At 59.0% G+C, this 25,222-nt stretch carries 24 protein-coding genes and 2 pseudogenes; 13 read left to right on the plus strand and 13 right to left on the minus strand.

The features are described from left to right. Positions 1–10: 10 nt before the first annotated feature. Together ribD and nrdR are read right to left on the minus strand one after the other, a co-directional pair. Complete coding sequence (ribD, locus tag HZ99_RS13815) at positions 11–1,147, minus strand: bifunctional diaminohydroxyphosphoribosylaminopyrimidine deaminase/5-amino-6-(5-phosphoribosylamino)uracil reductase RibD (protein WP_038443713.1); 1,137 nt, start codon at positions 1,145–1,147, stop codon at positions 11–13. Continuing rightward, positions 1,144–1,608 carry a transcriptional regulator NrdR gene (nrdR, locus tag HZ99_RS13820; RefSeq protein ID WP_029299433.1) on the minus strand — a complete coding sequence of 155 codons (465 nt, stop codon included), beginning with the start codon at positions 1,606–1,608 and terminating at the stop codon, positions 1,144–1,146. The genes ribD and nrdR overlap by 4 nt, the downstream gene beginning before the upstream one ends. Positions 1,609–1,747: 139 nt before the next feature. On the opposite strand from nrdR, the gene HZ99_RS13825 reads away from it, so the two are divergent. The 3 genes from HZ99_RS13825 (at position 1,748) to trxA (ending at position 3,840) form a co-directional block, all read left to right on the plus strand. Then, complete coding sequence (locus HZ99_RS13825) at positions 1,748–2,203, plus strand: YbaY family lipoprotein (protein WP_038443715.1); 456 nt, start codon at positions 1,748–1,750, stop codon at positions 2,201–2,203. After that, positions 2,200–2,856, plus strand: a complete 657-nt coding sequence (locus HZ99_RS13830) for a class I SAM-dependent methyltransferase (RefSeq protein WP_038443717.1) — start codon at positions 2,200–2,202, stop codon at positions 2,854–2,856. Before HZ99_RS13825 ends, HZ99_RS13830 begins: the two co-directional genes overlap by 4 nt. Before the next feature lie 111 nt (positions 2,857–2,967). Continuing rightward, the gene (trxA, locus tag HZ99_RS13835) at positions 2,968–3,840 is read left to right on the plus strand and encodes a thioredoxin (protein ID WP_038443718.1); all 873 of its coding nucleotides are present in this window, start codon (positions 2,968–2,970) and stop codon (positions 3,838–3,840) included. Here the strand turns inward: trxA and HZ99_RS13840 are convergent. Then, on the minus strand, positions 3,837–4,187 hold the full coding sequence (locus tag HZ99_RS13840; protein WP_038443720.1) for a hypothetical protein: 351 nt from the start codon (positions 4,185–4,187) through the stop codon (positions 3,837–3,839). The two genes, trxA and HZ99_RS13840, sit on opposite strands and share 4 nt — an antisense overlap. Positions 4,188–4,323: 136 nt before the next feature. On the opposite strand from HZ99_RS13840, the gene HZ99_RS13845 reads away from it, so the two are divergent. From HZ99_RS13845 to HZ99_RS13860, 4 genes are all read left to right on the plus strand, one after another. Continuing rightward, positions 4,324–4,917: a DUF2796 domain-containing protein gene (locus tag HZ99_RS13845; RefSeq protein ID WP_038443721.1), complete on the plus strand. Its 594-nt coding sequence runs from the start codon at positions 4,324–4,326 to the stop codon at positions 4,915–4,917. Between the two features lie 77 nt (positions 4,918–4,994). Further along, positions 4,995–5,705, plus strand: coding sequence for an ABC transporter ATP-binding protein (locus HZ99_RS13850; RefSeq protein ID WP_038443722.1), 711 nt, complete (start codon positions 4,995–4,997; stop codon positions 5,703–5,705). Position 5,706: 1 nt separating this feature from the next. Continuing rightward, positions 5,707–6,972, plus strand: coding sequence for an ABC transporter permease (locus tag HZ99_RS13855; protein ID WP_038443724.1), 1,266 nt, complete (start codon positions 5,707–5,709; stop codon positions 6,970–6,972). Positions 6,973–6,983: 11 nt separating this feature from the next. Beyond that, complete coding sequence (locus HZ99_RS13860; RefSeq protein WP_038443725.1) at positions 6,984–7,502, plus strand: DUF3299 domain-containing protein; 519 nt, start codon at positions 6,984–6,986, stop codon at positions 7,500–7,502. A gap of 67 nt (positions 7,503–7,569) precedes the next feature. Here HZ99_RS13860 and HZ99_RS13865 read toward each other — a convergent pair whose 3' ends face one another. Beyond that, positions 7,570–7,959, minus strand: coding sequence for a hypothetical protein (locus tag HZ99_RS13865; protein ID WP_038443726.1), 390 nt, complete (start codon positions 7,957–7,959; stop codon positions 7,570–7,572). Further along, positions 7,956–9,356 carry a PAAR domain-containing protein gene (locus tag HZ99_RS13870; protein ID WP_038443727.1) on the minus strand — a complete coding sequence of 467 codons (1,401 nt, stop codon included), beginning with the start codon at positions 9,354–9,356 and terminating at the stop codon, positions 7,956–7,958. Before HZ99_RS13870 ends, HZ99_RS13865 begins: the two co-directional genes overlap by 4 nt. Before the next feature lie 324 nt (positions 9,357–9,680). On the opposite strand from HZ99_RS13870, the gene HZ99_RS13875 reads away from it, so the two are divergent. Then, on the plus strand, positions 9,681–10,379 hold the full coding sequence (locus tag HZ99_RS13875; protein ID WP_038443728.1) for an OmpW/AlkL family protein: 699 nt from the start codon (positions 9,681–9,683) through the stop codon (positions 10,377–10,379). 139 nt (positions 10,380–10,518) lie between these two features. On the opposite strand, the gene HZ99_RS13880 is transcribed toward HZ99_RS13875, so the two are convergent. The 3 genes and pseudogenes from HZ99_RS13880 to HZ99_RS13890 all read right to left on the minus strand — a co-directional run bounded on the left by HZ99_RS13880 (position 10,519) and on the right by HZ99_RS13890 (position 13,005). Next, complete coding sequence (locus tag HZ99_RS13880) at positions 10,519–11,403, minus strand: sugar nucleotide-binding protein (protein WP_051903161.1); 885 nt, start codon at positions 11,401–11,403, stop codon at positions 10,519–10,521. 165 nt (positions 11,404–11,568) lie between these two features. Next, a pseudogene (locus tag HZ99_RS13885) lies at positions 11,569–11,859 on the minus strand (alpha/beta hydrolase); the annotation flags it as partial. A 162-nt stretch (positions 11,860–12,021) separates the two neighbouring features. Then, positions 12,022–13,005, minus strand: a complete 984-nt coding sequence (locus HZ99_RS13890; RefSeq protein WP_038443731.1) for a GlxA family transcriptional regulator — start codon at positions 13,003–13,005, stop codon at positions 12,022–12,024. Positions 13,006–13,101: 96 nt separating this feature from the next. Here HZ99_RS13890 and HZ99_RS13895 point away from each other — a divergent pair, with 96 nt between their 5' ends. After that, positions 13,102–13,650: a cysteine hydrolase family protein gene (locus tag HZ99_RS13895; RefSeq protein ID WP_038443732.1), complete on the plus strand. Its 549-nt coding sequence runs from the start codon at positions 13,102–13,104 to the stop codon at positions 13,648–13,650. A gap of 10 nt (positions 13,651–13,660) precedes the next feature. Here the strand turns inward: HZ99_RS13895 and tam are convergent, their stop codons facing one another. Then, entirely contained in the window at positions 13,661–14,422 is a 762-nt protein-coding gene (tam, locus tag HZ99_RS13900; protein WP_038443733.1) for a trans-aconitate 2-methyltransferase, read from the minus strand. Between the two features lie 364 nt (positions 14,423–14,786). Here tam and HZ99_RS13905 point away from each other — a divergent pair. The 3 genes and pseudogenes from HZ99_RS13905 to HZ99_RS13920 all read left to right on the plus strand — a co-directional run bounded on the left by HZ99_RS13905 (position 14,787) and on the right by HZ99_RS13920 (position 18,068). After that, positions 14,787–15,596, plus strand: a pseudogene (locus HZ99_RS13905) (alpha/beta fold hydrolase). Positions 15,597–16,250: 654 nt separating this feature from the next. After that, positions 16,251–16,877 (plus strand): hypothetical protein, encoded by a 627-nt coding sequence (locus tag HZ99_RS13910; protein WP_144243180.1) that lies wholly within the window; start codon positions 16,251–16,253, stop codon positions 16,875–16,877. A 40-nt stretch (positions 16,878–16,917) separates the two neighbouring features. Next, positions 16,918–18,068, plus strand: a protein-coding gene (locus HZ99_RS13920) for an IS3 family transposase (protein WP_088500423.1) whose coding sequence is annotated in 2 segments (ribosomal slippage) — positions 16,918–17,152 and positions 17,152–18,068 — 1,152 coding nt in all. Because the reading frame shifts where the segments join, the coding sequence is not laid out codon by codon here. 15 nt (positions 18,069–18,083) lie between these two features. On the opposite strand, the gene HZ99_RS13925 is transcribed toward HZ99_RS13920, so the two are convergent. The 4 genes from HZ99_RS13925 to HZ99_RS13940 form a co-directional block, all read right to left on the minus strand. Continuing rightward, on the minus strand, positions 18,084–18,842 hold the full coding sequence (locus HZ99_RS13925) for a hypothetical protein (protein WP_038448078.1): 759 nt from the start codon (positions 18,840–18,842) through the stop codon (positions 18,084–18,086). Position 18,843: 1 nt separating this feature from the next. Then, complete coding sequence (locus HZ99_RS13930; protein ID WP_235205526.1) at positions 18,844–19,914, minus strand: site-specific integrase; 1,071 nt, start codon at positions 19,912–19,914, stop codon at positions 18,844–18,846. Between the two features lie 368 nt (positions 19,915–20,282). Then, on the minus strand, positions 20,283–20,798 hold the full coding sequence (locus tag HZ99_RS13935) for a single-stranded DNA-binding protein (protein WP_017849542.1): 516 nt from the start codon (positions 20,796–20,798) through the stop codon (positions 20,283–20,285). Positions 20,799–20,807: 9 nt separating this feature from the next. Further along, positions 20,808–22,202 (minus strand): MFS transporter, encoded by a 1,395-nt coding sequence (locus HZ99_RS13940; protein WP_038443736.1) that lies wholly within the window; start codon positions 22,200–22,202, stop codon positions 20,808–20,810. 180 nt (positions 22,203–22,382) lie between these two features. Here HZ99_RS13940 and uvrA point away from each other — a divergent pair, with 180 nt between their 5' ends. Continuing rightward, positions 22,383–25,217 carry an excinuclease ABC subunit UvrA gene (uvrA, locus tag HZ99_RS13945; RefSeq protein ID WP_038443737.1) on the plus strand — a complete coding sequence of 945 codons (2,835 nt, stop codon included), beginning with the start codon at positions 22,383–22,385 and terminating at the stop codon, positions 25,215–25,217. The last annotated feature ends 5 nt before the right edge of the window (positions 25,218–25,222 follow it).

Genomic DNA, 25,222 nt, shown 5'->3' on the forward strand with positions numbered 1-25,222 from the left:
CCGGTCGGAATTATACGCTCGCTGCTGGCACAGGGATGGCAGTGACTCGCCAGTCGTCGCCTACAGCGCGCATTTGCGTGATCTTGAGTTGGGGGGCGTCGGCCAGTTTCTCAAGCGGCCAGTCCAACAAAGGCCGGGCGGCGGAGCCCAGGAACTTGCCAGCGATGAAAATCACGTACTCGTCAACCAATCCCTGCTGGGCAAACGCGCCCGCCAGGCTTGGACCGGCCTCCACCAGCACCTCGTTGACGCCACGGGCCGCCAGGGCCACCAGCGCCGAGCGCAGGTCGACCTGGCCGTCGACACCCGGCACCACCAGGCATTCGGGGCCACGGGGGAATTGGTTTTCCGGGGTCACGCAGGTGATGACCAGGGCCGGGCCGGCCTTGAAGAAAGGTGCGTTGAGCGGCACCCGCAGGCGGCCGTCGATCAGCACCCGCAGCGGTGGACGCGACATGGCCAGGGCGGTGGTTTGCGCATCCAGGCCCAGTTCGGCGGCACGCACGGTCAGGCGTGCGCCATCGGCCAGCACGGTATCGGCCCCGGTCAGCACCACACTGGCCTCGGCACGCAGGCGCTGCACAGCGGCGCGGGCGGCGGGGCCGGTGATCCATTGGCTCTCGCCACTGGCCATGGCGGTGCGACCGTCCAGGCTCATCGCCAGCTTGACCCGCACGAAGGGCAGGCCATGTTCCATGCGCTTGAGGAAGCCTGGGTTGAGCGCGCGCGCTTGGGCTTGCAGCACACCGCTGCGAACTTCGATACCGGCTTGCGCCAAACGCTGCATGCCGCGCCCGGCCACTTCAGGATTCGGGTCCTGCATGCCAGCCACCACACGCGCAACACCCGCGGTTACCAAGGCATCAGCGCACGGTGGCGTGCGCCCATGGTGGCTGCAAGGTTCGAGGGTCACATACACCGTGGCGCCACGCGCCTTGTCACCGGCAGCGCGTAGGGCATTGGGCTCGGCATGGGGCTCGCCGGTGCGCTCGTGCCAGCCTTCGCCGACAATCTGCCCATCGCGCACAATCACACAGCCGACACGGGGGTTGGGGTGGGTGGTGTACAGGCCCTTGCGCGCCAATTCGAGCGCACGGGCCATGTAATGGGCGTCGAGCACCGCCTGTTCTGCAGAAGGAGGGTTCATTCTTTGACCGGCTCACGGGCCAGGCGGTCGATCTCTTCGCGGAACTCGTTGAGGTCCTGGAAGCGTCGATACACCGAGGCGAAACGAATGTAGGCAACTTCGTCGAGCTTTTGCAGCTCGCCCATCACCAGTTCTCCAACCACCAGGCTCTTGACCTCGCGTTCACCGGTCGCCCGCAGCTTGTGCTTGATATGCACCAGCGCCGCTTCCAGCCGCTCGACACTCACCGGGCGTTTTTCCAGGGCGCGCTGCATACCGGCGCGCAGTTTGTCTTCGTCGAAGGGCTGGCGGCTGCCGTCGGACTTGATCAGCCGCGGCAATACCAATTCGGCGGTTTCAAAGGTGGTGAAACGTTCACCGCAGGCCAGGCATTCGCGCCGGCGACGCACTTGATCGCCCTCGGCGACCAGACGCGAGTCAATGACCTTGGTGTCGTTGGCACCGCAGAAGGGACAGTGCATGGTGGCAGGCAACAAAAAAAGGGAGGGCCATGGTAGCGCATCCCCGTGGCAAGACAAGCCATAGCCTTTACGGTATATAGGCTGACTATTATGTTTCTTGTGTTCAGTTCACGGATTTTTGCCCTTTTTGGAGCCGTACATGCCGTTACGACCGCTGGTTTTACTCACGATGTTCAGTTTTCTGGTCGCCTGCAGCAGCGAAGCGCCAAAACCAGCGGCCCCGCAACCTGCGCCGCAACAAGAGAAAAAAATCCCTGGCCAGGAGCCGCTCGGGCCATTGCCGTCCTACCAGCGCGAAGTCAGTGGCACCCTCAATGGTGTGCCGGCCGGCGCCGAAGTGGAGTTGGCGCTACTGGTGATCGACGAACGCAGCCGCCCGCAACAACTGCTGGCCAGCAGCGTGCTGATCGGCAACAACAAACCACTGGCCTTCCGCCTGCGCTTCAACCCACAAGCGTTCCCCGCCGGTGCCCGCGTTGAGCTGCGTGGTCGCGCCAGCCAGTCCGGGCAGTTGATCCTGCATCTGCCGGCGGTGCGTATCCAGCAGCCGATCACCCAGACCACCGGGCCCCTGCAACTCGTTCGCGCCCCATGACGCCACCGCTGCACCTGCAACGGGCCTTGAGCGAACTGATCGGTGACGCGCAACTGGTGCCCTGCCCGTTGCCGGGCACCGACCTGTCGTTATGGCTGCTGGACGCCGACAACATGGACCGCGCCTTCAGTCCCGAGGAAACCCGACGCATCCTGCACGAGCCGCCCTACTGGAGCTTCTGCTGGGCCAGCGGCCTGGCACTGGCCCGCTACCTGGCGGCCAACCCGCAATGGGTGGCGGGCAAGCGCGTCCTGGATTTTGGCGCCGGCTCAGGCGTTGCGGGGATTGCCGCAGTGAAAGCCGGCGCCCTGGAAGTCGTGGCCTGTGACCTGGACCCGCTGGCACTCGGCGCCTGCCGTGCGAATGCCGAACTCAATGGCGTAACGCTGGGCTATTCGGCGGATTTCTTTGCCGAGGCCGACCGTTTCGACCTGATTCTGGTGGCGGACGTGCTGTACGACCGGGCGAACCTGCCGCTGCTGGATCAATTCCTCAGCCGCGGGCGAGAAGCGTTGGTCGCCGATTCGCGGGTGCGGGATTTCCAACATCCGGACTATCAACGGCTGGGGATCCTGGAGGCATTGACGTTGCCGGACCTGGCGGAGCCTTGGGAGTTTCGCAGGGTGAGTCTGTATCATTCGCGCAGGCCTTGAGGCCATCGCCGGCAAGCCAGCGCCTACAGTGCCGGTTTGCCCCGCCCGCGCTTTCAGCCAACCCCACCAGGCCTTATAGTTGCCCCATTCCCGCTTTCTTCGAGATCCCCCATGAGTGAGCCCACGCCCTACATTTTCGATGTCACCACTGCCACCTTCGATCAGGCCGTCATCGAAAACTCGTTCCACAAACCCGTGCTGGTGGATTTCTGGGCCGAATGGTGTGCGCCATGCAAGGCGCTGATGCCGTTGCTGGCGCAGATTGCCGAGAGTTATCAGGGTGAGCTGCTGTTGGCCAAGGTCGATTGCGAGGCCGAGCAGGACATTGTTGCGCGCTTTGGTATTCGCAGCCTGCCGACCGTGGTGCTGTTCAAGGACGGCCAACCGGTGGATGGGTTTGCCGGGGCGAAGCCGGAGTCTGAGATTCGCGCGCTGCTGGAGCCCCATGTGCAGATGCCGCCCCCTGCGCAGGCGGACCCGCTGGAGCAGGCCCAGGCGCTGTTTGCCGAGGGGCGTATCAGTGAGGCCGAGGCTGTGCTGGTGGCCTTGCTCGGTGAGGACAACACCAATGCCGGCGCATTGATTCTCTACGCGCGCTGCCTGGCCGAGCGTGGCGAACTGGGCGAAGCGCAGGCCGTGCTCGATGCAGTCAAGAGCGACGCGCACAAGGCGGCGCTCGCCGGCGCCAAGGCGCAGATCACGTTCCTGCGCCAGGCCGCCGAGTTGCCAGACGCCGCCGACCTCAAGGCCCGCCTGGCGCAAAACCCGCAGGATGATGAAGCGGCGTATCAGTTGGCCGTGCAGCAATTGGCCCGCCAGCAATACGACGCGGCACTGGAAGGCTTGCTCAAGTTGTTTATCCGTAACCGCAGCTACAGCGAAGGCCTGGCGCACAAGACGCTGCTGCAAGTGTTCGAGTTGCTGGGCAACGACCACCCGCTGGTCACCGTGTATCGCCGCAAGTTGTTCGCCGCGCTGTACTAATCAGCGATCCAACTGTACTGCGGCGTATCCCCGCCGCTGGACACCTTCACCTTGGCGCTATGGCGCAAGCGCACTAACAGGCGCTTGCCCGCCTGGGCGCTGCCGGCCAGCCCTTCGAGGCGATCCGACAACTCCAGCCCACTGAGTTGCCCAGCCTCACGCAGCAGGGCCTGGGCGGCCTGCCACAGGTTCGAGTCCTGATTGACCGCTGCCGGCATGGCAGGCTCTGCGCCCGTCGCTGGCGTGGCCGCCTGCAGGTGCACGCCCAGTCGCGCCCAATCGCTATCGTCCAACTCCAGGGTCAAGTCCACGGGCAGCTCGCCGATGGTTCCACGAATTCGCATCATTGCTCGTCCTCCAGCATTTTTCTGACGAGCATGCTCCCACGCGTCTTGCGCAACGCCAAGCGGACGGTCAAACTCTCGGCACATTTTGTTATAAGATCACATAACAAAACATTCATTCACGCCCTGGAGTCTCTCTATGCGCCGCCTGCTGCTCGCTTTGCCGTTTGCCCTGTTGCCACTGGCTGCCCAGGCCGCTGACGAACACCATCACGACCACGATCATGAACACGGCAGCCTTGGCGCCCATGAGCATGGCGTTGCCCGCCTGAACGCGGTGCTCGATGGCAAGGCGCTGGAACTGGAGCTGGAAAGCCCGGCGATGAACCTGGTGGGCTTTGAGCACCTGGCCACCACCGACGCCGACAAAGCCAAGGTCGCCGCCGCCCGCAAGCAGTTGGAGCAACCCATGGCACTGTTCAATCTGCCCAAGGCCGCCGGTTGTGCAGTCAGCAGCCAGGAACTGGAAAGCCCCCTGTTTGGCGATAAACCAGAAGATGATCATGACCACGCCACCGATGGCAAAGGCGCCGCCGCCCATGACCATGATCACAGTGAAATCCACGCCCGCTACCAGATCACTTGCGCCAGCCCCGACGCGCTGAAGAACCTCGACCTGGCGAACCTCTTCAAGACCTTCCCCGCCACCCAGAAAATTCAGGTACAACTGATCGGCCCGAGCGGCCAGCAGGGTGTTGAAACGACGGCCAAGACTGCCACTCTGAAATTCTGACTCCACACGCTCAACTGTAGGCGCTGGCTTGCCTGCGCCTACAGTTGAGCGCGCTCAGCAGGTGATATTGAGTTCCCATGACCCAAGCACTGATCGAACTGTCCGGCCTGGGCTTTAACTGGCCAGGTCACCCCCAGTTGCTGGATATCCCCGCGTTTCGCCTGGAGCCTGGGGAAACCCTGTTTCTCAAGGGCCCCAGCGGTAGCGGCAAGACCACCCTGTTAGGCTTGTTGGGCGGTGTGCAGAAACCCACGCGTGGCAGCATTCGCTTGCTCGGCCAGGAGCTGACCGAACTGTCGGCCGGTGCCCGCGATCGGTTTCGGGTCGACCACACCGGCTACATCTTCCAGCAGTTCAACCTGCTGCCGTTTCTGTCGGTGCGCGAGAACGTCGAACTGCCTTGCCACTTCTCCAAACTGCGGGCGCAACGGGCGATCCAGCGTCATGGCAGTGTCGACCAGGCCGCCGCGACCCTGCTCGCGCACCTTGGCCTCAAGGATCCGGGCTTGTTGGAGCGCCGCGCCGATGCGCTGTCCATCGGCCAGCAACAACGGGTCGCCGCCGCCCGAGCGCTGATCGGCCAGCCGGAACTGGTGATCGCCGACGAGCCGACCTCGGCCCTGGACCACGACGCCAGGGAAGCCTTCCTTCAACTGCTGTTTACCGAATGCCGCGAGGCGGGTGCCAGCCTGTTGTTCGTCAGCCATGACCAGAGCCTGGCTTCGCTGTTCGACCGCCACCTGTCGCTGGCCGAGCTCAATCGCGCCGCCACGCCGCCCGAGGTTTGAGATGTATTTGTTCCGTCTAGCCATGGCCAGCCTGGCAAACCGCCGCTTTACCGCGCTCCTCACCGCATTCGCCATCGCCCTGTCGGTGTGCCTGTTGCTGGCAGTAGAACGTGTGCGTACCGAGGCCCGCGCCAGCTTTGCCAGCACCATCAGCGGCACCGACCTGATCGTCGGCGCCCGTTCCGGCTCGGTCAACCTGCTGCTGTACTCGGTCTTTCGCATCGGCAACGCCACCAACAACATCCGCTGGGACAGCTTCGAGCACTTTGCCGCCAGCCCACAGGTGAAATGGGCAATCCCCATATCCCTCGGCGACTCCCATCGCGGTTACCGGGTGATGGGCACCACCCAAGCCTACTTCGAGCACTACCAGTACGGTCGCAAGCAGAACCTGCAGTTGGCCAGTGGCCGGGCGTTTGCCACTGACCCGTTCGAGGTGGTGCTCGGCGCCGAAGTGGCCGACGCCCTGCATTACAAGCTCGGCGATCCATTGGTGCTGGCCCACGGCGTGGCGGTGGTCAGCCTGGTCAAGCACGATGACAAGCCGTTTACCGTGGTCGGTATTCTGCAGCGCACCGGCACCCCGGTAGACCGTACCCTGCATATCAGTCTCGGCGGCATGGAGGCGATTCATATCGACTGGCACAACGGCGTGCCGGCCCAGGGCAAGGGCCGGATCAGTGCTGACCAGGCGCGCAATATGGACCTCACGCCGCAAGCCATCACCGCGTTTATGCTGGGGTTGAACAACAAGATTTCGACCTTTGCCCTGCAACGGCAGATCAACGAATTCCGTGGCGAGCCGATGCTGGCGATCCTGCCAGGCGTGGCCTTGCAAGAGCTGTGGAGCATGATGGGCACTGCGGAAAAGGCGCTGTTCGTGATCTCGCTGTTTGTGGTGCTGACCGGGTTGATCGGCATGCTCACGGCGATCCTCACCAGCCTCAATGAGCGCCGCCGGGAAATGGCGATCCTGCGCTCCGTGGGCGCGCGGCCCTGGCATATTGCGAGCCTGCTGATTTTCGAGGCCTTCGCCCTGGCCCTGGCCGGGGTGGTGGCGGGGCTTGGCCTGCTGTATGTGTGTATCGCTGCGTCCCGTGGCTATTTACAGGCCAATTACGGCCTGGACCTGCCGTTGGCGCTGCCCAGCCCGTATGAATGGACGCTGCTCGCCGGTATCCTGGTCGCCGCCCTGCTGATGGGCAGCGTGCCGGCCTGGCGCGCCTATCGCCAATCCTTGGCCGATGGCCTGTCGATCCGATTATGAGGAAAGCCTCGATGCGCCGTGCCCTGCTTGCGCTGTTATGGATGGTGGCCCTGCCCGCGTGGGCCGAGGCGCCCCGGGACTTGTCGTGGCAAGAAATGATTCCGCCGGACGCACCGGTGGAGGTGCCCAACATGACGCCGTTGCACGACCTGTCGAACATGGCCGACGCCCTGTCGGCGGAAGCCGCGCCAGCCGCCAAGCAGGATTTGCCCAACGCGCCGGTGGTGACCAAACTGAACGGCCAGCAGATCCGCCTGCCGGGCTATATCGTGCCGCTGGAGGTCAGCGAGGAAGGCCGCACCACCGAGTTCCTGCTGGTGCCTTACTTCGGCGCCTGCATCCATGTGCCGCCCCCACCGTCGAACCAAATCGTGCATGTCAGGAGCGAGATCGGCGTGAAGCTCGAAGAGCTGTACCAGCCGTATTGGATCGAAGGACAGATGCAGGTCAAGCCTTCCACCAGCGAACTGGCGGATGCGGGCTACCAGATGGATGCCGAGAAGATCTACGTCTACGAGATGGCGGAATAAAGCTGTATTCAAGAGCACCGAAAAGCCAATGTGGGGCTGGCTTGCCTGCTCCCACACAAGCTCTGCGCTACCTGAATTTCACCAGCAGGGCGACAACCGCCATCCCAATGCAAGAAGCGATCACCAGTGTCACATCGATAATCAAAAGCCGCTTCAGGTATGGTGGGAAATTTTCAAGATCTGCAGGGTTTACATCGCCCATACGGATATACGCCTTAGGCCACACTACCATTCCGCAAATTTTCGCCATTTCCAAGAGAGACCAGATCACCCCACGCTTGCCTAGGCTCGGCCCCCAGGCATAAATGTAACGGCTATTCCTCAAGGCCTCTTTCAGTGCGTCTAGGTGACAATGAGTCAGGTAAAGACTGAAAACCATACTCACAAGTGCGAGCAGACCTGGGCTGCCGGAAACAACGATCGCAACCCATAAAGGCCAAGTGTCGATACTGCTCATGGTTGTGTAACTTCGTAAAGTTTCTCACCCAGGTATTCGCCCCCCACACCACCAAGGGTCGTACCTATCCATGAACCAGTTCCTACCAAGGCTGCAACACAGACAACTCCCCCTATACCTGTAGACACACCAAGCGCTGCGCAGAATGGTCCGCCGGCCATTTGGCCCAGCCGTCCACCCGCAATGCCACCGGAGGTGGATAAGCTAAATTGTCCACCTTCAGTAAACTTGACCCTCTCACAAGCCACCCCCGAACCGGCGTTACACACCTCCTGTATAGCCAACAACGACGACACACCACCAATTCCAATCCCGATATACCCTCCCGCCTTCATATACTGGGCCGCCCGGCTGGTCGCTTCGACATGACTGGCATAACCCGGAATCTGCCCCGGCGCGCCGGCCTTGCTCCAGTGGTGCACCAGGCTTCGACTGGAAATGCCCAATGCCGTTTTCAACTTGGGATGATCGCCCAGACTTGTCTGGCCCCGCAGCCGGGTGGAGTTCAGCAGATGAGCATCCAACTGGGCCATCAGGTATCGGCGATCGGCAAAGAATTGCGGTGATTTGAGGTGGCCATGCCGACGATAACTTTCCTGATGCAACCGTTCCATGTCCTGCAGGGTTTCGCGCAGTCTGGCCAGATGCGTTTCCATCACCACGGCACTGACGCCCAGCCAGGTTGAGGTCTGCCCGGTAAAACTGGCGATTTCAGCCGCGTGGCGCAGTCGGAACTCAGCCTCGTCCGGCGTCAGCGGAGCCAGGGACTCGTTGACCTGTTGGGCAGCCTGCATCAATCGCGCTTCCTGATAGGTGCAGGCAGCGTTGCTGGGATCGCTCAGTACGATCATCGAGCCGGCCTTGACCTCGCCCACATCTGGGTTGAGCGCCCTGAACCTGCGCATCACGATAGGGTCGGGCCGGGGAAAAAGTGTGGCCTCCAGAGCTTCGCGAACCATGTGTTTGGGCGCAATGTAGAAGCCAGGCTCCTGGCCCGATATCGCTGACGTTGGATTGCCCGGCGGTGTGAGCGCGGCTTGAAGCGGTACTGTCGGGCGCTGGGCGAGCGTTGAGTGAGCCGGTTCAGCAGCTCGACTGATCGCTCGCGATGCAGCGCCGTTATTGCCGTAGATAGCCGTCGTCACTGTGGGGATCAACTGTGCTTTGCACGGGCAACCGCTGTGGCTATCCAACGTGCCCGCCATCAGCCGGCCATGGCTGTTCATGTGCGAGATGCCACCAACAATCCGATAGGTTTTCCCGTCCTTGCCACAGGTGACTCGATCACCTTCACAAGCATGCAGGAGGCCGTACCAGTTGACTCTTGGATCACCCTCCAGAACTTCGCCACCGCAGGTGGTTTTGTCGCCCAGGCCGATGAAATAACCCTTTTCCATGTGCATTCCTTTTCTTACGCCCCAGCGAACGCAAACACCGTGAGGTGTGTTGACTCATGAGCAATAGGATGGCGCCTGTCTGGCGTGAGAAAAGGATGTTGGTGAACAACCCAAGACCAAACAACTGCCTGTTCGGCTAGGTTTTTTAAAAAGCGAATCTTCCGACAGCCATTCAGGGCTACCAGTAGGAAAGTCGATCTTCAGGAGCCCGCTCACTCATTGCAATTGCAGTGATCACCGTTTCATTGAGCTGAGTCAAAGGCCCGGCCACAACGATCTTTACCATTGGACACAGCCAACTAAAAACGTCCTTTGGAGCCACCCATGCACAAATCACTGCTCAGCGCTTCCCTCTTCGCGCTTGCACTCGCCGCCCCTATTGCCCATGCCCACGAGGCTGGCGACATCCTCGTTCGTGCCGGTGCAATCACCGTCAACCCAAAGGCCGACAGCGGCAGCGTCAAGGTTGACCAAGGCCCGCTGGCCGGCACCAACCTGGGTGGCAAGGCGACCATGAGCAGCGACACGCAGCTGGGTCTCAACTTCGCCTACATGCTGACCAACCACATCGGTATCGAACTGCTGGCCGCCACGCCGTTCGAGCATGATGTGAAGATCAAGAACACTGCCCTCGGCGCCGCAAACGGCAAGCTCGGTACCCTCAAGCACCTGCCGCCCACCCTGAGCGTCGTGTACTACCCGCTGGACAGCAAGTCGGCGTTCCAGCCTTACGTCGGCGCCGGGATCAACTACACCTGGATCTATGACGAACACGTCGGCAGTCGCGCCCAGGGCGAAGGTTTCAGCAACTTCAAGGCCGAGAATTCCTGGGGTTGGGCCGCGCAGATCGGCGCGGACTACATGATCAACGATAAGTGGATGATCAACGGCCAGGTGCGCTACATCGACATCAGCACCAAAGCCACCGTCGACAACAACGCCCTGGCGGCGGGCACACGCGCCAAGGTCAATGTGGACGTGGATCCGATGGTCTACATGGTGGGTATCGGCTACAAGTTCTAAGCCCCAGCCCAACCCCCAATATGGGAGCCTGGCTTTTGTAGAAACTGGCTTGCCGGCGATAGCGTCACCTCGGTGTTCTGATAGACCGCGGTGCCTGCATCGCCGGCAAGCCGGCTCCTACAGGAGAAGGGCTCCCGGATCAGTTATGCCGGTAGAAGCGATCCAGCAACGCCGGCAGCCCCGCACGCCACGCCCGTGGCTTGATACCGAATGTGTGCAGGATCTTCTTGCAGGCCAGCACCGCATGTTGCGGCTCGTCGGCGGCGTCTGGCCGCGCGGCGTGGGCCTGGGCGGTCGGCGCTTCGACCGCCAATGAATGGAAGTTGCGCGCTTCGGTAAGGATCGCCTGGCCCAGGGCCACGGGAGTGGTCGCCTCTTGCCCCGCGTAATGGTAGGTGCCCCACAACGGCGCCGCACAATCGAGTTGCTTGAGCACTGAGATAATCACCCGTGCAGCATCGTCCACCGGCGTCGGGTTGCCCCGTCGATCGTCGGCCAGCAACAACTCCTCGGGTTTCTCGGCCCGTGCCAGGAAACGTCCGAGCGCGCCATCGACGCTGTCATCGAGCAACCAGCCAAAACGTAGCAGCACATGTTGCGGGCAGGTGGCACGCACGCTCTGCTCAATGCGCCATAGCGCCTGGCCGCGCAGGCCCAGGGGCACCGGCTCGTCTTTTTCGCTGTAGGCCGTCGCGCGCGAGCCATCGAACACCCGGTAGCTGGAGGGTTGCAGCAGCGTGATGTTGTGGTGTTGGCACAGTTCTGCCAAACGCTCGACGGCAGATTCCTGCCCGGCCAGGCGGGCCTCGTTCACGCTTTCGGCCTGGAACCAGTCGAAATAGTAGGCGAGGTTGATCAAGGCATCGGGACGGGTGTCGTCGAGCAATTGGGTAAGGCTGGCGGCATCCCAGCCGTCTTGGGGCGGGCGCGGAGCGAGGAAACCGATATCTTCCTCTGCACCGAGACGAATCAGCGCCTGCCCGAGGGCATTCCCGCCGCCCAGTAACATAAGGCGCATTCGCATAGATTGAGCAGGCCCGGTCTGTTTGGAACGATGGCTATTATCGACAGGCGGTGATGCCGTGCCGTTGGTATTTGCCAGAATCGTTGCATTTTGCGGGTTTGTAGCGCAACCGTCACTTACTAAGTGCCGTTTGCAGGAGCGGCGAGCCGAACAGGCGCCGCCCAATCACCGGGCCTGAATGATGGTCAACCGCTCGCCCACCACCATCTCGGTGATCCAGTCCACCAGGATCGAGGTGTACGTCTGGTGGGACACCGGGTCGCTCAATGAATGGTCGCCATCATCGATGATCCGGTGCGTCAGCGAATGCGTCTGCCGGCATGCAGCGCGGTAGCTCATGATGGTGGCGTGGGGCACGTGGTCGTCGGTTTCCGACTCGACAATCAGCACATCCCCGGTAAAGGCAGCACAGGCGTGCAGTGCGCGATTGGCTTCGGCGTGCACCAGGGGACTGCGCCAACAGTCAGAATCGGGCTTTGTCCTGCTTCCTCCCTTCAAGTCCTAGCAGACAAGCGAGCTTGCTCGCGATAGCGGTGGATCAGTCGACATATTTGTTAACTGACATACCGCTTCCGCGAGCAAGCCCGCTCCCACATGGGTTGGGAGTGTTTCCGGTCATCAAGCGGGGGCCTTCACCCCGAACCGGTTGCGGTAATCACTGGGCGCAAGGCCGGTGATTTTTTTGAAGATCCCACGAAAGGCGCTGGGGTCTTGATAACCCACAGCCCAGGCAATCTGATCAATGGTGGTATTGGTAAATTCAAGCATCTGCCGTGCCTTGCCGACCCGCAGGTGCTGGCAGTATTCGGTGGGTTTCAGGCCGGTGGCATTGCGAAAACGGCGTAGGAAGGTGCGCTCTTCCAGGCCAGCTGCCTGTGCCATCGCCGCGAGCGAGACATCCACCGCCCCGCTGGCCTGCAAGGCATGCTGAACCTTGAGGATCGCCCCATCACCATGGCTCAGGATCGGCGCAAAATTGCTGCCGCACTGGCTGGCGCTGTCGCTGTGCTCAATCACCAGAAAACGCGCAGTGCCAGCCGCGATGCTCGGGCCCATGAGACGGTCGACCAGGCGCAGGCCCAGTTCGGACCAGGCCATCAGCCCGGCGGTGGTAATCAGGTCGCCATCATCGACGATAGGTTTGTCGGCCTCCAAGCACACGGAGGGAAAGCGACTGGCGAAGGTGCTGGCCGAAGACCAGTGGGTCGTGGCGCTGCGCCCATCGAGCAAACCGCTACGCGCCAGCATGATCGAACCGATGCACACGCCTCCCAGCACCGTACCGGCCGCATGTTGCTGGCGCAGCCATTGCAGCAGCCTGGGCGGCGCCTGCTCTTCGCAAAACTCGCCAATCGACGGCGGCACCAGTACCGCCCTCAAGGGTTGTTCGGGTCCTGGCAGGCTGTCGAAAGCCCGAACAGGAGTACCATCGCCATCAACCTGCCAATGGCTGATGCGCAACACTGGCAACTGCACGGCCTGATGGTCGGCGGCGATGCGATTGGCGACTCCAAACAGGTCGGTCAAGCCGTGTACAGCGGCCATCTGCGCGCCGCTGTAAATCAGTACGCCAAGCTCGACGATCGAGCGTTCCAGAGCCATTGTCAGTTTTCCCTCTGTTATTGTCGGTGCAGCCAATCCCTGAGCCTCGCGCCAGCCACGATACTGGACGCATCAACCCATCACGAGAAGATACTCATGGCCAAGCAAGCACTTATCCTAATTGATATCCAGAATGACTACTTCCCCCTGGGCAAATGGCCACTGGCGGGTGTCGAGGCTGCCGCAGACAAGGCACAACAACTGCTCAAGGCGTTTCGCCAGGCAGGTGATGCGGTGGTCCACGTGCGCCATGAGTTCACCTCCGACGATGCCCCCTTCTTCACTCCAGGCTCCGAAGGCGCGCACTTGCATCCTAAGGTGCTGAACGAAGACGACGAACCGGTGGTGCTCAAACATTTTGTCAATGCGTTTCGCCAAACCAACCTGCGCGAGGTGCTGGAACAACGCAGCATCACCGACCTGGTAGTGGTGGGCAGCATGAGCCATATGTGCATCGACGCAGTGGTTCGGGCAGCGGCGGACTATGGCTACACGGTTACAGTGATCCACGATGCGTGTGCCACTCGCGACCTGGAGTTCAATGGTAAGACCATTGCCGCCGCCCAGGTCCACGATGCCTATATGGCGTCACTGGCATTTGCCTATGCCAGCGTGGTGTCCGCGGATGAGTTCCTGAAGGCCTGAAGGCAGACCTTCAACGCGTAGCGATAATGAACAGCCGTGGGAACGGCAGCAACACCGTGCCATCGGCCAGGGCCGGGTAAGCGCCGCGGATGCGCGCCAGATAAACGTCGAGGAAGGCGCCTTTCTCGGCCTCATCCAGCGGCGCCAAGAATGGCCGCAGGCCCGTGCCCTTGAACCACTCCACCACCGCCTCATGACCGGTAAGCGGGTGGTAATAGGTGGTGTGCCATACATCCACGGTACTGCAGTGCTTGCTCAGCATCTCGTAGTAGTCACGCGCCCCGTGGCGTTCGTTGTGCTTGACCGCACCGATCTTGTCCGCCCACGGCCCTTGCGCCGCAATTTCACGGGCCAGACGATGGGCGGGCTCGTTGAGGTTGTCCGGGGTTTGTACCGCCAGCGTACCGCCCGGTGCCAGTTGCGCCACCAGGTGCGGATAGAGGGTGGCGTGGTCCGGCACCCATTGCAGCGAGGCGTTGGCCAGGATCACGTCGAACGGTTGCGCAGGTTCCCAGGCGCCGATATCAGCCTGCTCAAAGCACAGCGCCGGCAAGCGTTTTCGTGCGTCGGCCAGCATGTCGTCGGAGCTGTCCATCCCACAGACTTGCGCTCGCGGGAATCTCTCGGCCAACACTTGCGTGGAGTTGCCAGGCCCACACCCCAGGTCGACGGCGGTATGCACGTCGGCATTGGGTATAGCCGCCACTAGGTCGCGGACGGGGCGGGTACGCTGCTGTTCAAACAGCGTGTATTGCTTGGCTGACCAGGTCATCACGGCTCTCCTACTGTTTAGTGGTTGGACACAGCCTAAATCTTGTGAGCCACGAGAACAAACGCCAGGATTGGCGGCACTGGCGAGCGCCACCTTCGTACTCTGGTGGCGCCATTGCACCTCGTAACGCACGGTAGCGGCATGTCTTCGGTGTTAAAGCGGTTTCGAGCACTGGTGATTAGCGCGCCACCAAAAGATGCTTATCTTCCCAGCGCGCCCTCGCGAAATCGGACTAATCTAATTTTCGACCAGCCCAGATGCGATCGTTGTAATGGCCACAGATGAAAGAGGCCAACGTAGTGTCCACGGACGATTTTTCTGGCAATCGCAGCCACATCAATCCTTACGTCATTGGAACTACGCCATGGCTTATCTGAAAACGCGTGACGGCAACGATATTTATTAGAAAGATTGGGGTAGCGGCTAGCCCGTAATGCTTTGCCATGGATGGCCGCTGAACAGCGACAGCTGGGAATCGCAGATGCTGCATTTTGCCAACAACGGTTTTCGCGCCATTGCGCATGACCGTTCAAGCCAGCCCTGGGATGGCAATGACATGGACCATTACGCAGACGGCCTGGCGGAACTGATCGAGCACCTGGATCTGACAGATGTGATCCTTTTTGGGTTTTCTACTGGAGGCGGCGAAGTCGCACGGTATATCGCTCGTCATGGCACAGCGCGCGTGGCAAAGGCGGGTTTGATTTGCGCCGTCACGCCATTGATGCTCAAAAGCCCCAGTAACCCCCAAGGAACGCCGATCGAGGTTTTCGACGGAATGCGTGCCGACTCCATCGCCAACCGCTCGCAGCTCTATCTCGACCTGGCAAGCGGCCCCTTCTTTGGATTCAACCGGGCGGGGGTCGAACCGTCACAGGGCTTGATCAATTCATTCTGGATGCAAGGTGTAATGGGAGGACATAAGAATACGTTTGACAGCATCAAGGCTTTTTCGGAAACCGACTTTCGGGATGACCTGACGCATTTCGATATACCCACGCTCATCATCCACGGTAGCGACGACCAAATCGTGCCGGTCCAGGCCTCGGTGCTGCCAAGCAGCTACCTGATCCCGCAATCCGAACTGCTGATATATCCGAGTGCGCCCCACGGGTTGACGGACACGCACAAGCAGCGGGTCAATACAGACATGCTTGCCTTCGCACAAAGTTAAGCGTCGCCCACACAAAAAAACCGCGCGGCCTTGTCGGCGGCGCGGTTTTTTGTGTGCAGCTTCTTACTTCGACATACCCTAGAATGGTAGTTCACATAAGACTAGAGGCCATGCCAGCCAAACCTCTTCATATGTCTGATTTTACTGGCTATTCTCCATTTCTCCTAACTATCACGTCAAAATTTGTAAAGAACTGATTTCTAACGCGTCCACTTTTCTTCACTTAAACTATTAACCCTCAACGGGTGTAAAGGAGAGCTTTACATCGCATCAAATGTCGAGACGTTGTCACTCAGGTGGCACTGAGCTTAAACACGCAAACATCGAGATTCGACCGGCTCCGCTCACACATCTCGTATTGCTTCGTCCTCAGCATCTCAAAACATCATGGTGAGGAGTGACAAAGGGTTCAAATGAAGGTCGCCAACAAGGGTGCCGCTGGCGACAGAGGCTTTATCTTTTTCGAGCAAACGCTCCGATGACCCATACCGGCGCCCACAGGGTGATTTTACGCAGCGACGAAAGTGTCGCTGTAGGAATGTTGCACCAGGTGTTGCACAGGATACGTAGCCGCGGAGCCCTAATAGCGAGCGACTTGCTTCCGCCTTCTAACATGTATCCAATATCGGCTCGAACTATCTTCAAGGAAATGAAATGGCTTGTTCCCGAGGTGCGGCATCTCCAGATGCAAACACGCAGCGCCGGCTTTTTGCTGCATCCGCTGGCTACTGCCAAAACCCAGGGTGCGCAAACCCGATCTTCATGGATGCTGCTGGAGAGCCAGTACTGATCGCTGAAATGGCGCACGTATTTGCTGCCAATGACTCTGGCCCTCGGGCAGCACCTGAACTCAGAAAAGAGGAGCGAGGCGCCTTCGAGAACTTGATCATGCTGTGTGCAAATTGCCACACGATGGTGGACAAGGCTCCAGATGCATATCCAGTTGAGGCCATGCTTCGGTGGAAGCGTGAACACGCCGACAAGCTGCTGAGCCTATTCGGTGCAGTAAAGTTCGCGCGGAGGGAGGAGGCCCGGGAGGTCGTCGAACCACTATTGTTAGAGAACCACACGATCTTCAAGCGCTACGGGCCACACATAGCTGACGCCATTAATCCAGAGAGCGGCGCAGCTGAGAAATGGAAGAGGAAAATGTTGACCCGTATCCTTCCGAATAGCAAAAGAATGCTCGCTATCCTCGGCGCTAATCGCCATCTCCTCAATTTTGATGAAAAATCCTGCTTAGAGGAGTTTCGGCAGCATGAATCGCCCCTAGTTTCGTAGACACCTCCAAGCCTTAAAATGAGGCCCATTAGGAGGTGCCATGAGCAACCAGCGATATCCCGAAGAATTCAAAATCCAGGCGGTCAAACAAGTGACCGAAAAGAAGCTTCCTGTCTCGGAGGTGGCTGCACGATTGGGTGTGTCCGTGCACAGCCTCTATGCCTGGGTTAAGCGCTACACCAAGCCCCAGGAACAGCGCGTTGAGGAGGATGATCAGAGCGCTGAGGTTCGTCGTCTACGGGCCGAGCTGAAACGGGTGACGGAGGAGCGAGACATCTTAAAAAAGGCCGCCGCGTACTTTGCCAAGGAGTGCGGCTGAAGTACGCCTTTATTAAGCAGCAAGCGGGTCATTACGCGATTCGACGGCTTTGCCTGACGCTCAAGGTTCATCCCAGCGGCTACTACGCGTGGCTATCAGAACCAAAATCTGCGCGAGCCAAGGACGATCAGCGACTGCTTGGACTGATCAAACACTCCTGGTTGGAAAGCGGTGGTGTTTATGGCTATCGCAAGATCCATGATGACCTGCGAGAGGTTGGTGAGAGCTGTGGCCGTCACCGGGTAGCTAGGTTGATGCGCCTTGAAGGTTTACGTTCTCAGACTGGGTATCGACGGAGGCCGGGAAAATATGGCGGTAAACCAGCCGTTGCCTCACCGAACTTACTGAAGCGCCAATTCGATGTCAGAGAACCCAACAAAGTCTGGGTCACAGACATTACCTACATCCGAACATATGAAGGCTGGCTGTATTTGGCCGTGGTGCTCGATCTGTTTTCACGCCAGATCATTGGTTGGTCAATGAAGTCGCAGATGACCAGCGACGTAGCCATTGATGCACTGCTGATGGCGGTTTGGAGACGTAAGCCGAAGCAAGAGGTGATGATCCACTCGGATCAAGGCAGTCAGTACAGCAGCTCAGACTGGCGAAGCTTCTTGAAAGCTAACAACCTGGTAGCCAGCATGAGTCGTCGAGGTAACTGCCACGACAACGCTGTAGCGGAGAGCTTTTTCCAGCTGCTAAAGCGGGAGCGGATCAAGCGTAAAATCTACACTACACGCCAGGATGCTCGGGATGATGTGTTCGATTACATCGAGATGTTTTACAACCCAAAACGACGCCACAGTTTCAACAATCAGCTGTCACCGGTAGAGTTTGAAAAGCGTTACGCAGCGAGCCTGGAGAGTGTCTAGGAAACCCGGGGCGATTCATTTCTTGATCCGAGGATAATTTATAACCCACGTTGGAATCTCGGATTCAGGTGTGAGATTCACTAGGTCCTCCTCCAACAAAAGAGAAAGATTGCCTGGATTTCGCCCATGAGCGATGAAAAGTGCAAGCGCTGCCCGCTCTTGCAACTGCTTCAGAGAGCGATCAGTGGGTCGTTCCATCGCATTGATCAACTGTTGCAACTCCAAGCCCCTATTCAGAGGGCCTCTATCAACATGCTCGTTTCTTACAGCCTCGCCTTTGGGGTTCCCCGGTAGGATTATGCTATCAAGCTCTAGAGCATACGCCTCACAGAAGCCTAGCTCGGCGTAGTTTTCGGAGCACCAGATGTACCAACGGATAGGACGGTACATGCGCCAAAGCTGCTGCTCAGCGCGGGCAGTCTTAAGGGCGTTTTGAAATACACTTATTAGCGAATTTTTAAAATCATCGTTGGAAATGCTAACTGCTTCAGGACGGCTCAAAACTACCTGCCAAACGTCTTGAAACATAACCATTCCCGCATGTGTAGAAACGGTTCTCACTCGATCTACACAGTATAACTGCAACGCCAATTTCGCTTGAAAGCTTACGATCTTGGAGAAATGTCCTGTACTACCGGAAGATAATGTATACGGAAAATACCAATCGGGGCCGACTGTGGAAAGGACGTAACCTTCAGCTGTAGTTACTTCAGCGGGAATTGACTCCCACTGATGGACCTCGAAAAGCTCTTGAACAGCAAGGGCGGCACTCATATCAAAATTCCGGTATCAGATCAGCGTGGTATTGTTTTAACACTTCATTGGCAGATTCGACTATTCCCGCACGGATATAAGTATCCTGCGACTCAAGCCGGCTATCACCGCGTATACCGGCCAACGTTTGACGACGGTGCTCTTCATCAAAGCCCGCCTCCCTGAGCCGCCTTTCAAGAGACATCGAGAAAGTGTGACGTAGCATTTTTGACGTTAGGTTTGGCGGGAGATCGCCGCAGAAAGCAATACGAAGCTGTCGAAAATATTGCCCCAGAGTATTCAAATGTAACGGCTCACCCTCATCGCTCACAATCAAATATTCATGATCGTCAACGTCACCGTTATCCATCATCGCTTCACGGTGTATTTCAATATATTCAGATAGCTCACGCGCAAAAACGTCATTGTCTAAGGGCAACTGTCTAGCGAGACGCTTAACTCTGGGTGGAGGCTGCCTAGGATCGTCTGGATCGACAGGGCGACGTACAACTCGCAATTCAGATATGCTACCGAAGACAATATCCTGAACTCTCAAACTGAGAAGCTCGCCCATTCTCAGACCATACATGAGCATAATCATCGCGCAGATATAGTTTCTGAATTTTACTGACTCATTAACTCCGATAGCTGCGGGATACTTGTAATGTATCGCCTTATTGAAAAATTCGAGTCCTTTACGTGTAAAAGACTTTCTTAATGATGAAACTGGTGAAGCGTGTGCGATAAAAGCCTTATCGATGATACGTTCAACATGCTGTTGATGCATTGTCATACGAGTGTACATTGGATCTCGACTACTCAAGCGCCCCAACTCGACCCCAAACGCCCAAACCAAAAAATTTTTCACCGTAACCAAGCGCTGGTTGAACGTTTCTTCACCCACTGGAGTCTTTTCGGTTCCAGACCCTATGCGTGTCAGATTTTGTGCTACAGGAGCTTTACCCGGAACTGCCTTCTTGACTGAGTGACGCAGCCTTTCTATCAGGCCGCCGTTCAGTTCGGCCTCGGTAAACATCCGGTCTGACCGAAGGCGAGACTCCAAATCGATTCCGGAGTCATCCAGCCATTCCATCAATAGGAGCAACTCTCTCCCATTACGAGTAAGGGTGTTTCCACTTAGGTCCCTTCGCGAAAGAATCCACTCATTCGGAGCCGGGACTGGGAACCCCTGACCGTCCAGAATAATTGGAATTCGCTCCCCCGTAGGGTGTTGGATTACCTCAAGCCTCATGCTCCACCTTTACATCTCACCTTATGAGAATCTTTTTACTTTACATTTCCATCTTATGTCTACTTTTTTAATGACTTTTTTGATGTAAAGAAAAAGCCCCGCGCTCTTTACAGAGGCGGGGCCTTCTTATTCATAATAAAGTCTTTAATTTACGGGGCGTTATAGCATTTAGCCCAACTAAAGATCTTTACATTCCTACCTTATGAGGTTCAGAACGGGATATCGTCATCAAAGCTGTCGAAGTCGGCGGCCGGTTGCGGTGCCGCCTGCTGTGGCGCTGGACGCGACTCACGCTGTGGCTGCTGGCTTGGCTGTGGACGGGACTGCTGTGGACGCGGTGCCGAGTTGGACATGCCGCCCTGGCCCTGTTGATCGCCTTGTGGACGGCCGCCCAGCAGTTGCATGGTGCCTTGCATGTCGACCACGATTTCCGTGGTGTAACGCTTGATGCCGTCTTTTTCCCACTCGCGGGTCTGCAGTTTGCCTTCGATGTAGACCTGCGAACCCTTGCGCAGGTATTCACCGGCAATCTCTGCGACCTTGCCGAACATCGACACACGGTGCCACTCGGTTTTCTCGACCTTCTGGCCGGTCTGCTTGTCGGTCCACTGTTCGCTGGTCGCCAGACTCAGGTTGGTCACGGCGTTACCGTTAGGCAAGTAGCGAACTTCGGGATCCTGGCCGCATGTACCGACCAATATGACTTTGTTAACCCCACGGGCCATAACGTTCTCCTAGGCTGGGCGCGCTGTCGGCACTGGGTTGACCAGTTGCTCGAGCGTCGCGCGATCCAATAGTTCGGTGTCCAATTTGATGTAAATGGCCGCCTCTTCAGCGACCACGACTGCATCTGTTACCCCTACGACGGCCTTCAGGCGCTCTACCAGGCCGCTCTCACGGATCGCCTCGGGCGATAGTGGCAAACGCAGGCTTGTGACGTAGGGAGGTTCGCGCATGGTAACAGCAAAGACCAGCCAAAGTGCAGCCAGCCCGGCGCATCCGAGGAACACAACCGACAAACCGCCATGCTGGAACATCCAGCCACCCATGATGCCGCCCAACGCCGAGCCGAGGAACTGGCTGGTGGAATACACCCCCATTGCCGTGCCCTTGCCGCCTGCCGGTGAAACTTTACTGATCAGCGAAGGCAGCGACGCCTCCAGCAGGTTGAACGCGGTGAAAAACACCACCGTACCGATTACCAGCGCCCGTAGGCTGTCGCCGAACTGCCAGAAGAATAGTTCAGTGAGCATCAATGTCGCGACGGCGCCGAGCAAAACTCGTTTCATTTTGCGTTTCTTCTCGCCATAGATAATGAACGGGATCATGGCGAAGAACGAAATCAGCAACGCGGTGAGGTAGACCCACCAGTGCTGCTCCTTGGGCAACCCGGCTTTTTCCACCAAGGCCAGGGGCAAGGCGACAAAGCTGCACATCAGCATCGCGTGTAATACGAAGATACCTAAATCCAGGCGCAGCAGGTCCGGGTGCTTGAGGGTTGGCAGCAATGCTTGTTTTGCCACGCCTGACTCTCGGTGCTGCAGCGGTCCGGTGGAGCGCGGCACCATAAAGGCCACGATCACGATACCGAACAACGCCATGCCGCCGGTGGCCAGGAACAGGCCATGCAATCCGAACGCACGAGTCAACAACGGGCCAACCACCATCGCAACGGCAAACGAAAGACCGATGGTCATGCCGATCATGGCCATGGCCTTGGTGCGGTGTTGTTCACGGGTCAGGTCTGACAGCAACGCCATCACTGCCGCAGAAATCGCCCCGGCGCCTTGCAGGATGCGTCCGGCAATCACGCCCCAGATCGAATCGGCATTGGCGGCCAGAACGCTGCCCAGGGCGAAGACGATCAGCCCCAGGTAGATCACCGGCCGGCGGCCGATGCGGTCGGAAATGATCCCGAATGGAATCTGGAAAATCGCCTGGGTCAGGCCATAGGCACCGATCGCCAGGCCGATCAGGGCCGGGGTTGCGCCTGCGAGGTCCATGCCATAGGTCGCCAGCACCGGCAACACCATGAACATGCCCAACATACGGAAGGCGAACACCAGGGCCAGACCGCTTGCCGCTCGGGTCTCGCCGCTACTCATGCGTTCGCTGTGGGGATCGTGCATGGAAAAACCTCGTGTGAACCGGCGGCGATTCTACCAGTCCCATCGATTGAGAGGGTATATGCGGCGCTTTGCCGCGCAGCTTTCATCCAAGGCTGAAATGGGCAAATCGACAGTGTATATTCATCCAGTCTTTAGCCGTATACTCCTGCATTATTTATACGCCCGCCGTGCGAGGCCATCTTGGACAAGATCCTGATTCGTGGGGCTAGAACCCACAACCTGAAGAACATCGACCTGACCCTGCCCCGGGACAAACTGATTGTCATCACCGGCTTGTCCGGCTCTGGCAAGTCGTCGCTGGCGTTCGATACGCTGTATGCCGAAGGCCAGCGGCGCTATGTGGAGTCGCTGTCGGCCTATGCCCGGCAGTTCCTGTCGATGATGGAAAAGCCTGATGTCGACACCATTGAAGGCCTGTCGCCAGCCATTTCCATCGAACAGAAGTCGACCTCCCACAACCCGCGCTCCACCGTGGGCACCATCACCGAAATCTACGATTACCTGCGCTTGCTGTACGCACGCGTCGGTATTCCACGCTGCCCGGATCACGACATCCCACTGGAAGCCCAGACCGTCAGCCAGATGGTCGACCTGGTGCTGGCCCAGCCGGAAGGCGCCAAGCTGATGCTGCTGGCCCCCGTGATTCGCGAGCGCAAGGGCGAGCACCTGTCGGTGTTCGAAGAGCTGCGCGCCCAGGGCTTTGTCCGCGCCCGGATCAACGGCAAGCTCTATGAGCTGGATGAAGCACCGAAGCTGGATAAGCAGAAGAAGCACACCATCGATGTGGTGGTCGACCGGTTCAAGGTACGTGCCGATCTGCAGCAACGCCTGGCGGAGTCGTTCGAAACCGCGCTGAAGCTGGCGGACGGCATCGCATTGGTCGCGCCGATGGACGACGAGCCCGGTGAAGAAATCATCTTCTCCGCACGTTTCGCCTGCCCGATCTGCGGTCACGCCATCAGCGAGCTGGAACCCAAGCTATTCTCCTTCAACAACCCGGCTGGTGCCTGCCCGACCTGTGATGGGCTGGGGGTCAAGCAGTTCTTCGATATCAAGCGCCTGGTCAATGGCGACCTGACGCTGGCGGAGGGTGCGATACGCGGCTGGGACCGGCGCAATGTCTACTATTTCCAGATGCTCGGGTCCTTGGCTGCCCACTATAAGTTCAGCCTGGAAGTACCGTTCAACGAACTGCCGGCCGAACAACAGAAAGTCATCCTGCATGGCAGCGGCTCGCAGAACGTCGACTTCAAGTACCTGAACGACCGTGGCGATATCGTCAAGCGCTCCCACCCGTTCGAAGGCATCGTGCCCAACCTGGAGCGCCGTTACCGGGAAACCGAATCGGCTAGCGTACGCGAGGAGCTGGCCAAGTTCCTCAGCACCCAGCCTTGCCCGGATTGCCGTGGCACGCGCTTGCGTCGCGAAGCACGCCACGTGTGGGTCGGCGAGAAGACCCTGCCGGCGGTGACCAACCTGCCCATCGGTGACGCATGCGATTATTTCGGCGTACTGAAGCTGACCGGGCGACGCGGCGAAATTGCCGACAAGATCCTCAAGGAAATCCGCGAGCGCCTGCAGTTCCTGGTCAATGTAGGCCTGGACTACCTGTCCCTGGATCGCAGTGCCGACACCCTGTCCGGCGGCGAGGCCCAGCGCATTCGCCTGGCCAGCCAGATCGGCGCCGGCCTGGTGGGCGTGCTGTACATCCTCGACGAGCCGTCTATCGGCCTGCATCAGCGCGACAACGATCGCTTGCTTGGCACGCTCAAGCACCTGCGGGATATCGGTAATACGGTAATCGTGGTCGAACACGACGAGGACGCCATTCGCCTGGCGGACTATGTGGTCGATATCGGTCCCGGCGCAGGTGTCCACGGTGGGCACATCGTCGCCCAGGGAACGCCGGCCGAAGTCATGGACCACCCGGACTCCCTGACCGGTAAATACCTGTCTGGCCGGGTCAAAATCGAAGTGCCGGCCAAACGTACACCACGTAACAAAAAACAGGCGCTTCACCTCAAAGGCGCGCGCGGCAACAACCTGCGCAATGTCGACCTGGAAATTCCCTTGGGCCTGCTGACCTGCGTGACTGGCGTATCCGGCTCAGGCAAGTCGACGCTGATCAACAACACGCTGTTCCCCCTCAGCGCCACGGCGTTGAACGGTGCCACCACCCTGGAAGCTGCCGCCCATGACAGCATCAAGGGTCTGGAGTTGCTGGACAAAGTGGTGGATATCGACCAGAGCCCGATTGGTCGTACCCCCCGCTCCAATCCTGCGACCTACACCGGACTGTTCACGCCGATTCGTGAACTGTTCGCTGGTGTGCCGGAGTCCCGCTCCCGTGGTTATGGGCCTGGGCGTTTCTCTTTCAACGTCAAGGGTGGGCGCTGCGAAGCATGCCAGGGTGACGGCTTGATCAAGGTCGAAATGCACTTCCTCCCGGACATCTACGTGCCCTGCGATGTGTGCAAAAGCAAGCGCTACAACCGCGAAACCCTGGAGATCAAGTACAAGGGCAAGAACATTCATGAAACCCTTGAGATGACCATCGAGGAAGCGCGGGTGTTCTTTGATGCGGTGCCGGCCTTGGCGCGCAAACTCCAGACCCTGATGGACGTTGGTTTGTCGTATATCAAGCTGGGGCAGTCGGCGACCACCTTGTCCGGCGGTGAGGCGCAGCGGGTGAAACTGTCTCGCGAACTGTCCAAACGCGATACCGGCAAGACCTTGTATATCCTCGATGAGCCCACCACCGGGTTGCACTTCGCGGACATCCAGCAATTGCTCGACGTGCTGCACCGTCTGCGCGATCACGGCAACACTGTGGTGGTGATCGAGCACAACCTGGACGTGATCAAGACGGCCGACTGGCTGGTGGATCTGGGGCCGGAAGGCGGTTCCAAGGGCGGGCAGATTATTGCGGTGGGTACGCCAGAGCAGGTTTCGCAGATGCCGCAATCCCACACCGGCTACTACCTGAAGCCGTTGTTGGCACGCGACCGGGCCTGATTTTT

This window comes from Pseudomonas fluorescens, from assembly GCF_000730425.1.
In the GTDB taxonomy this organism is placed as follows: domain Bacteria; phylum Pseudomonadota; class Gammaproteobacteria; order Pseudomonadales; family Pseudomonadaceae; genus Aquipseudomonas; species Aquipseudomonas fluorescens_X.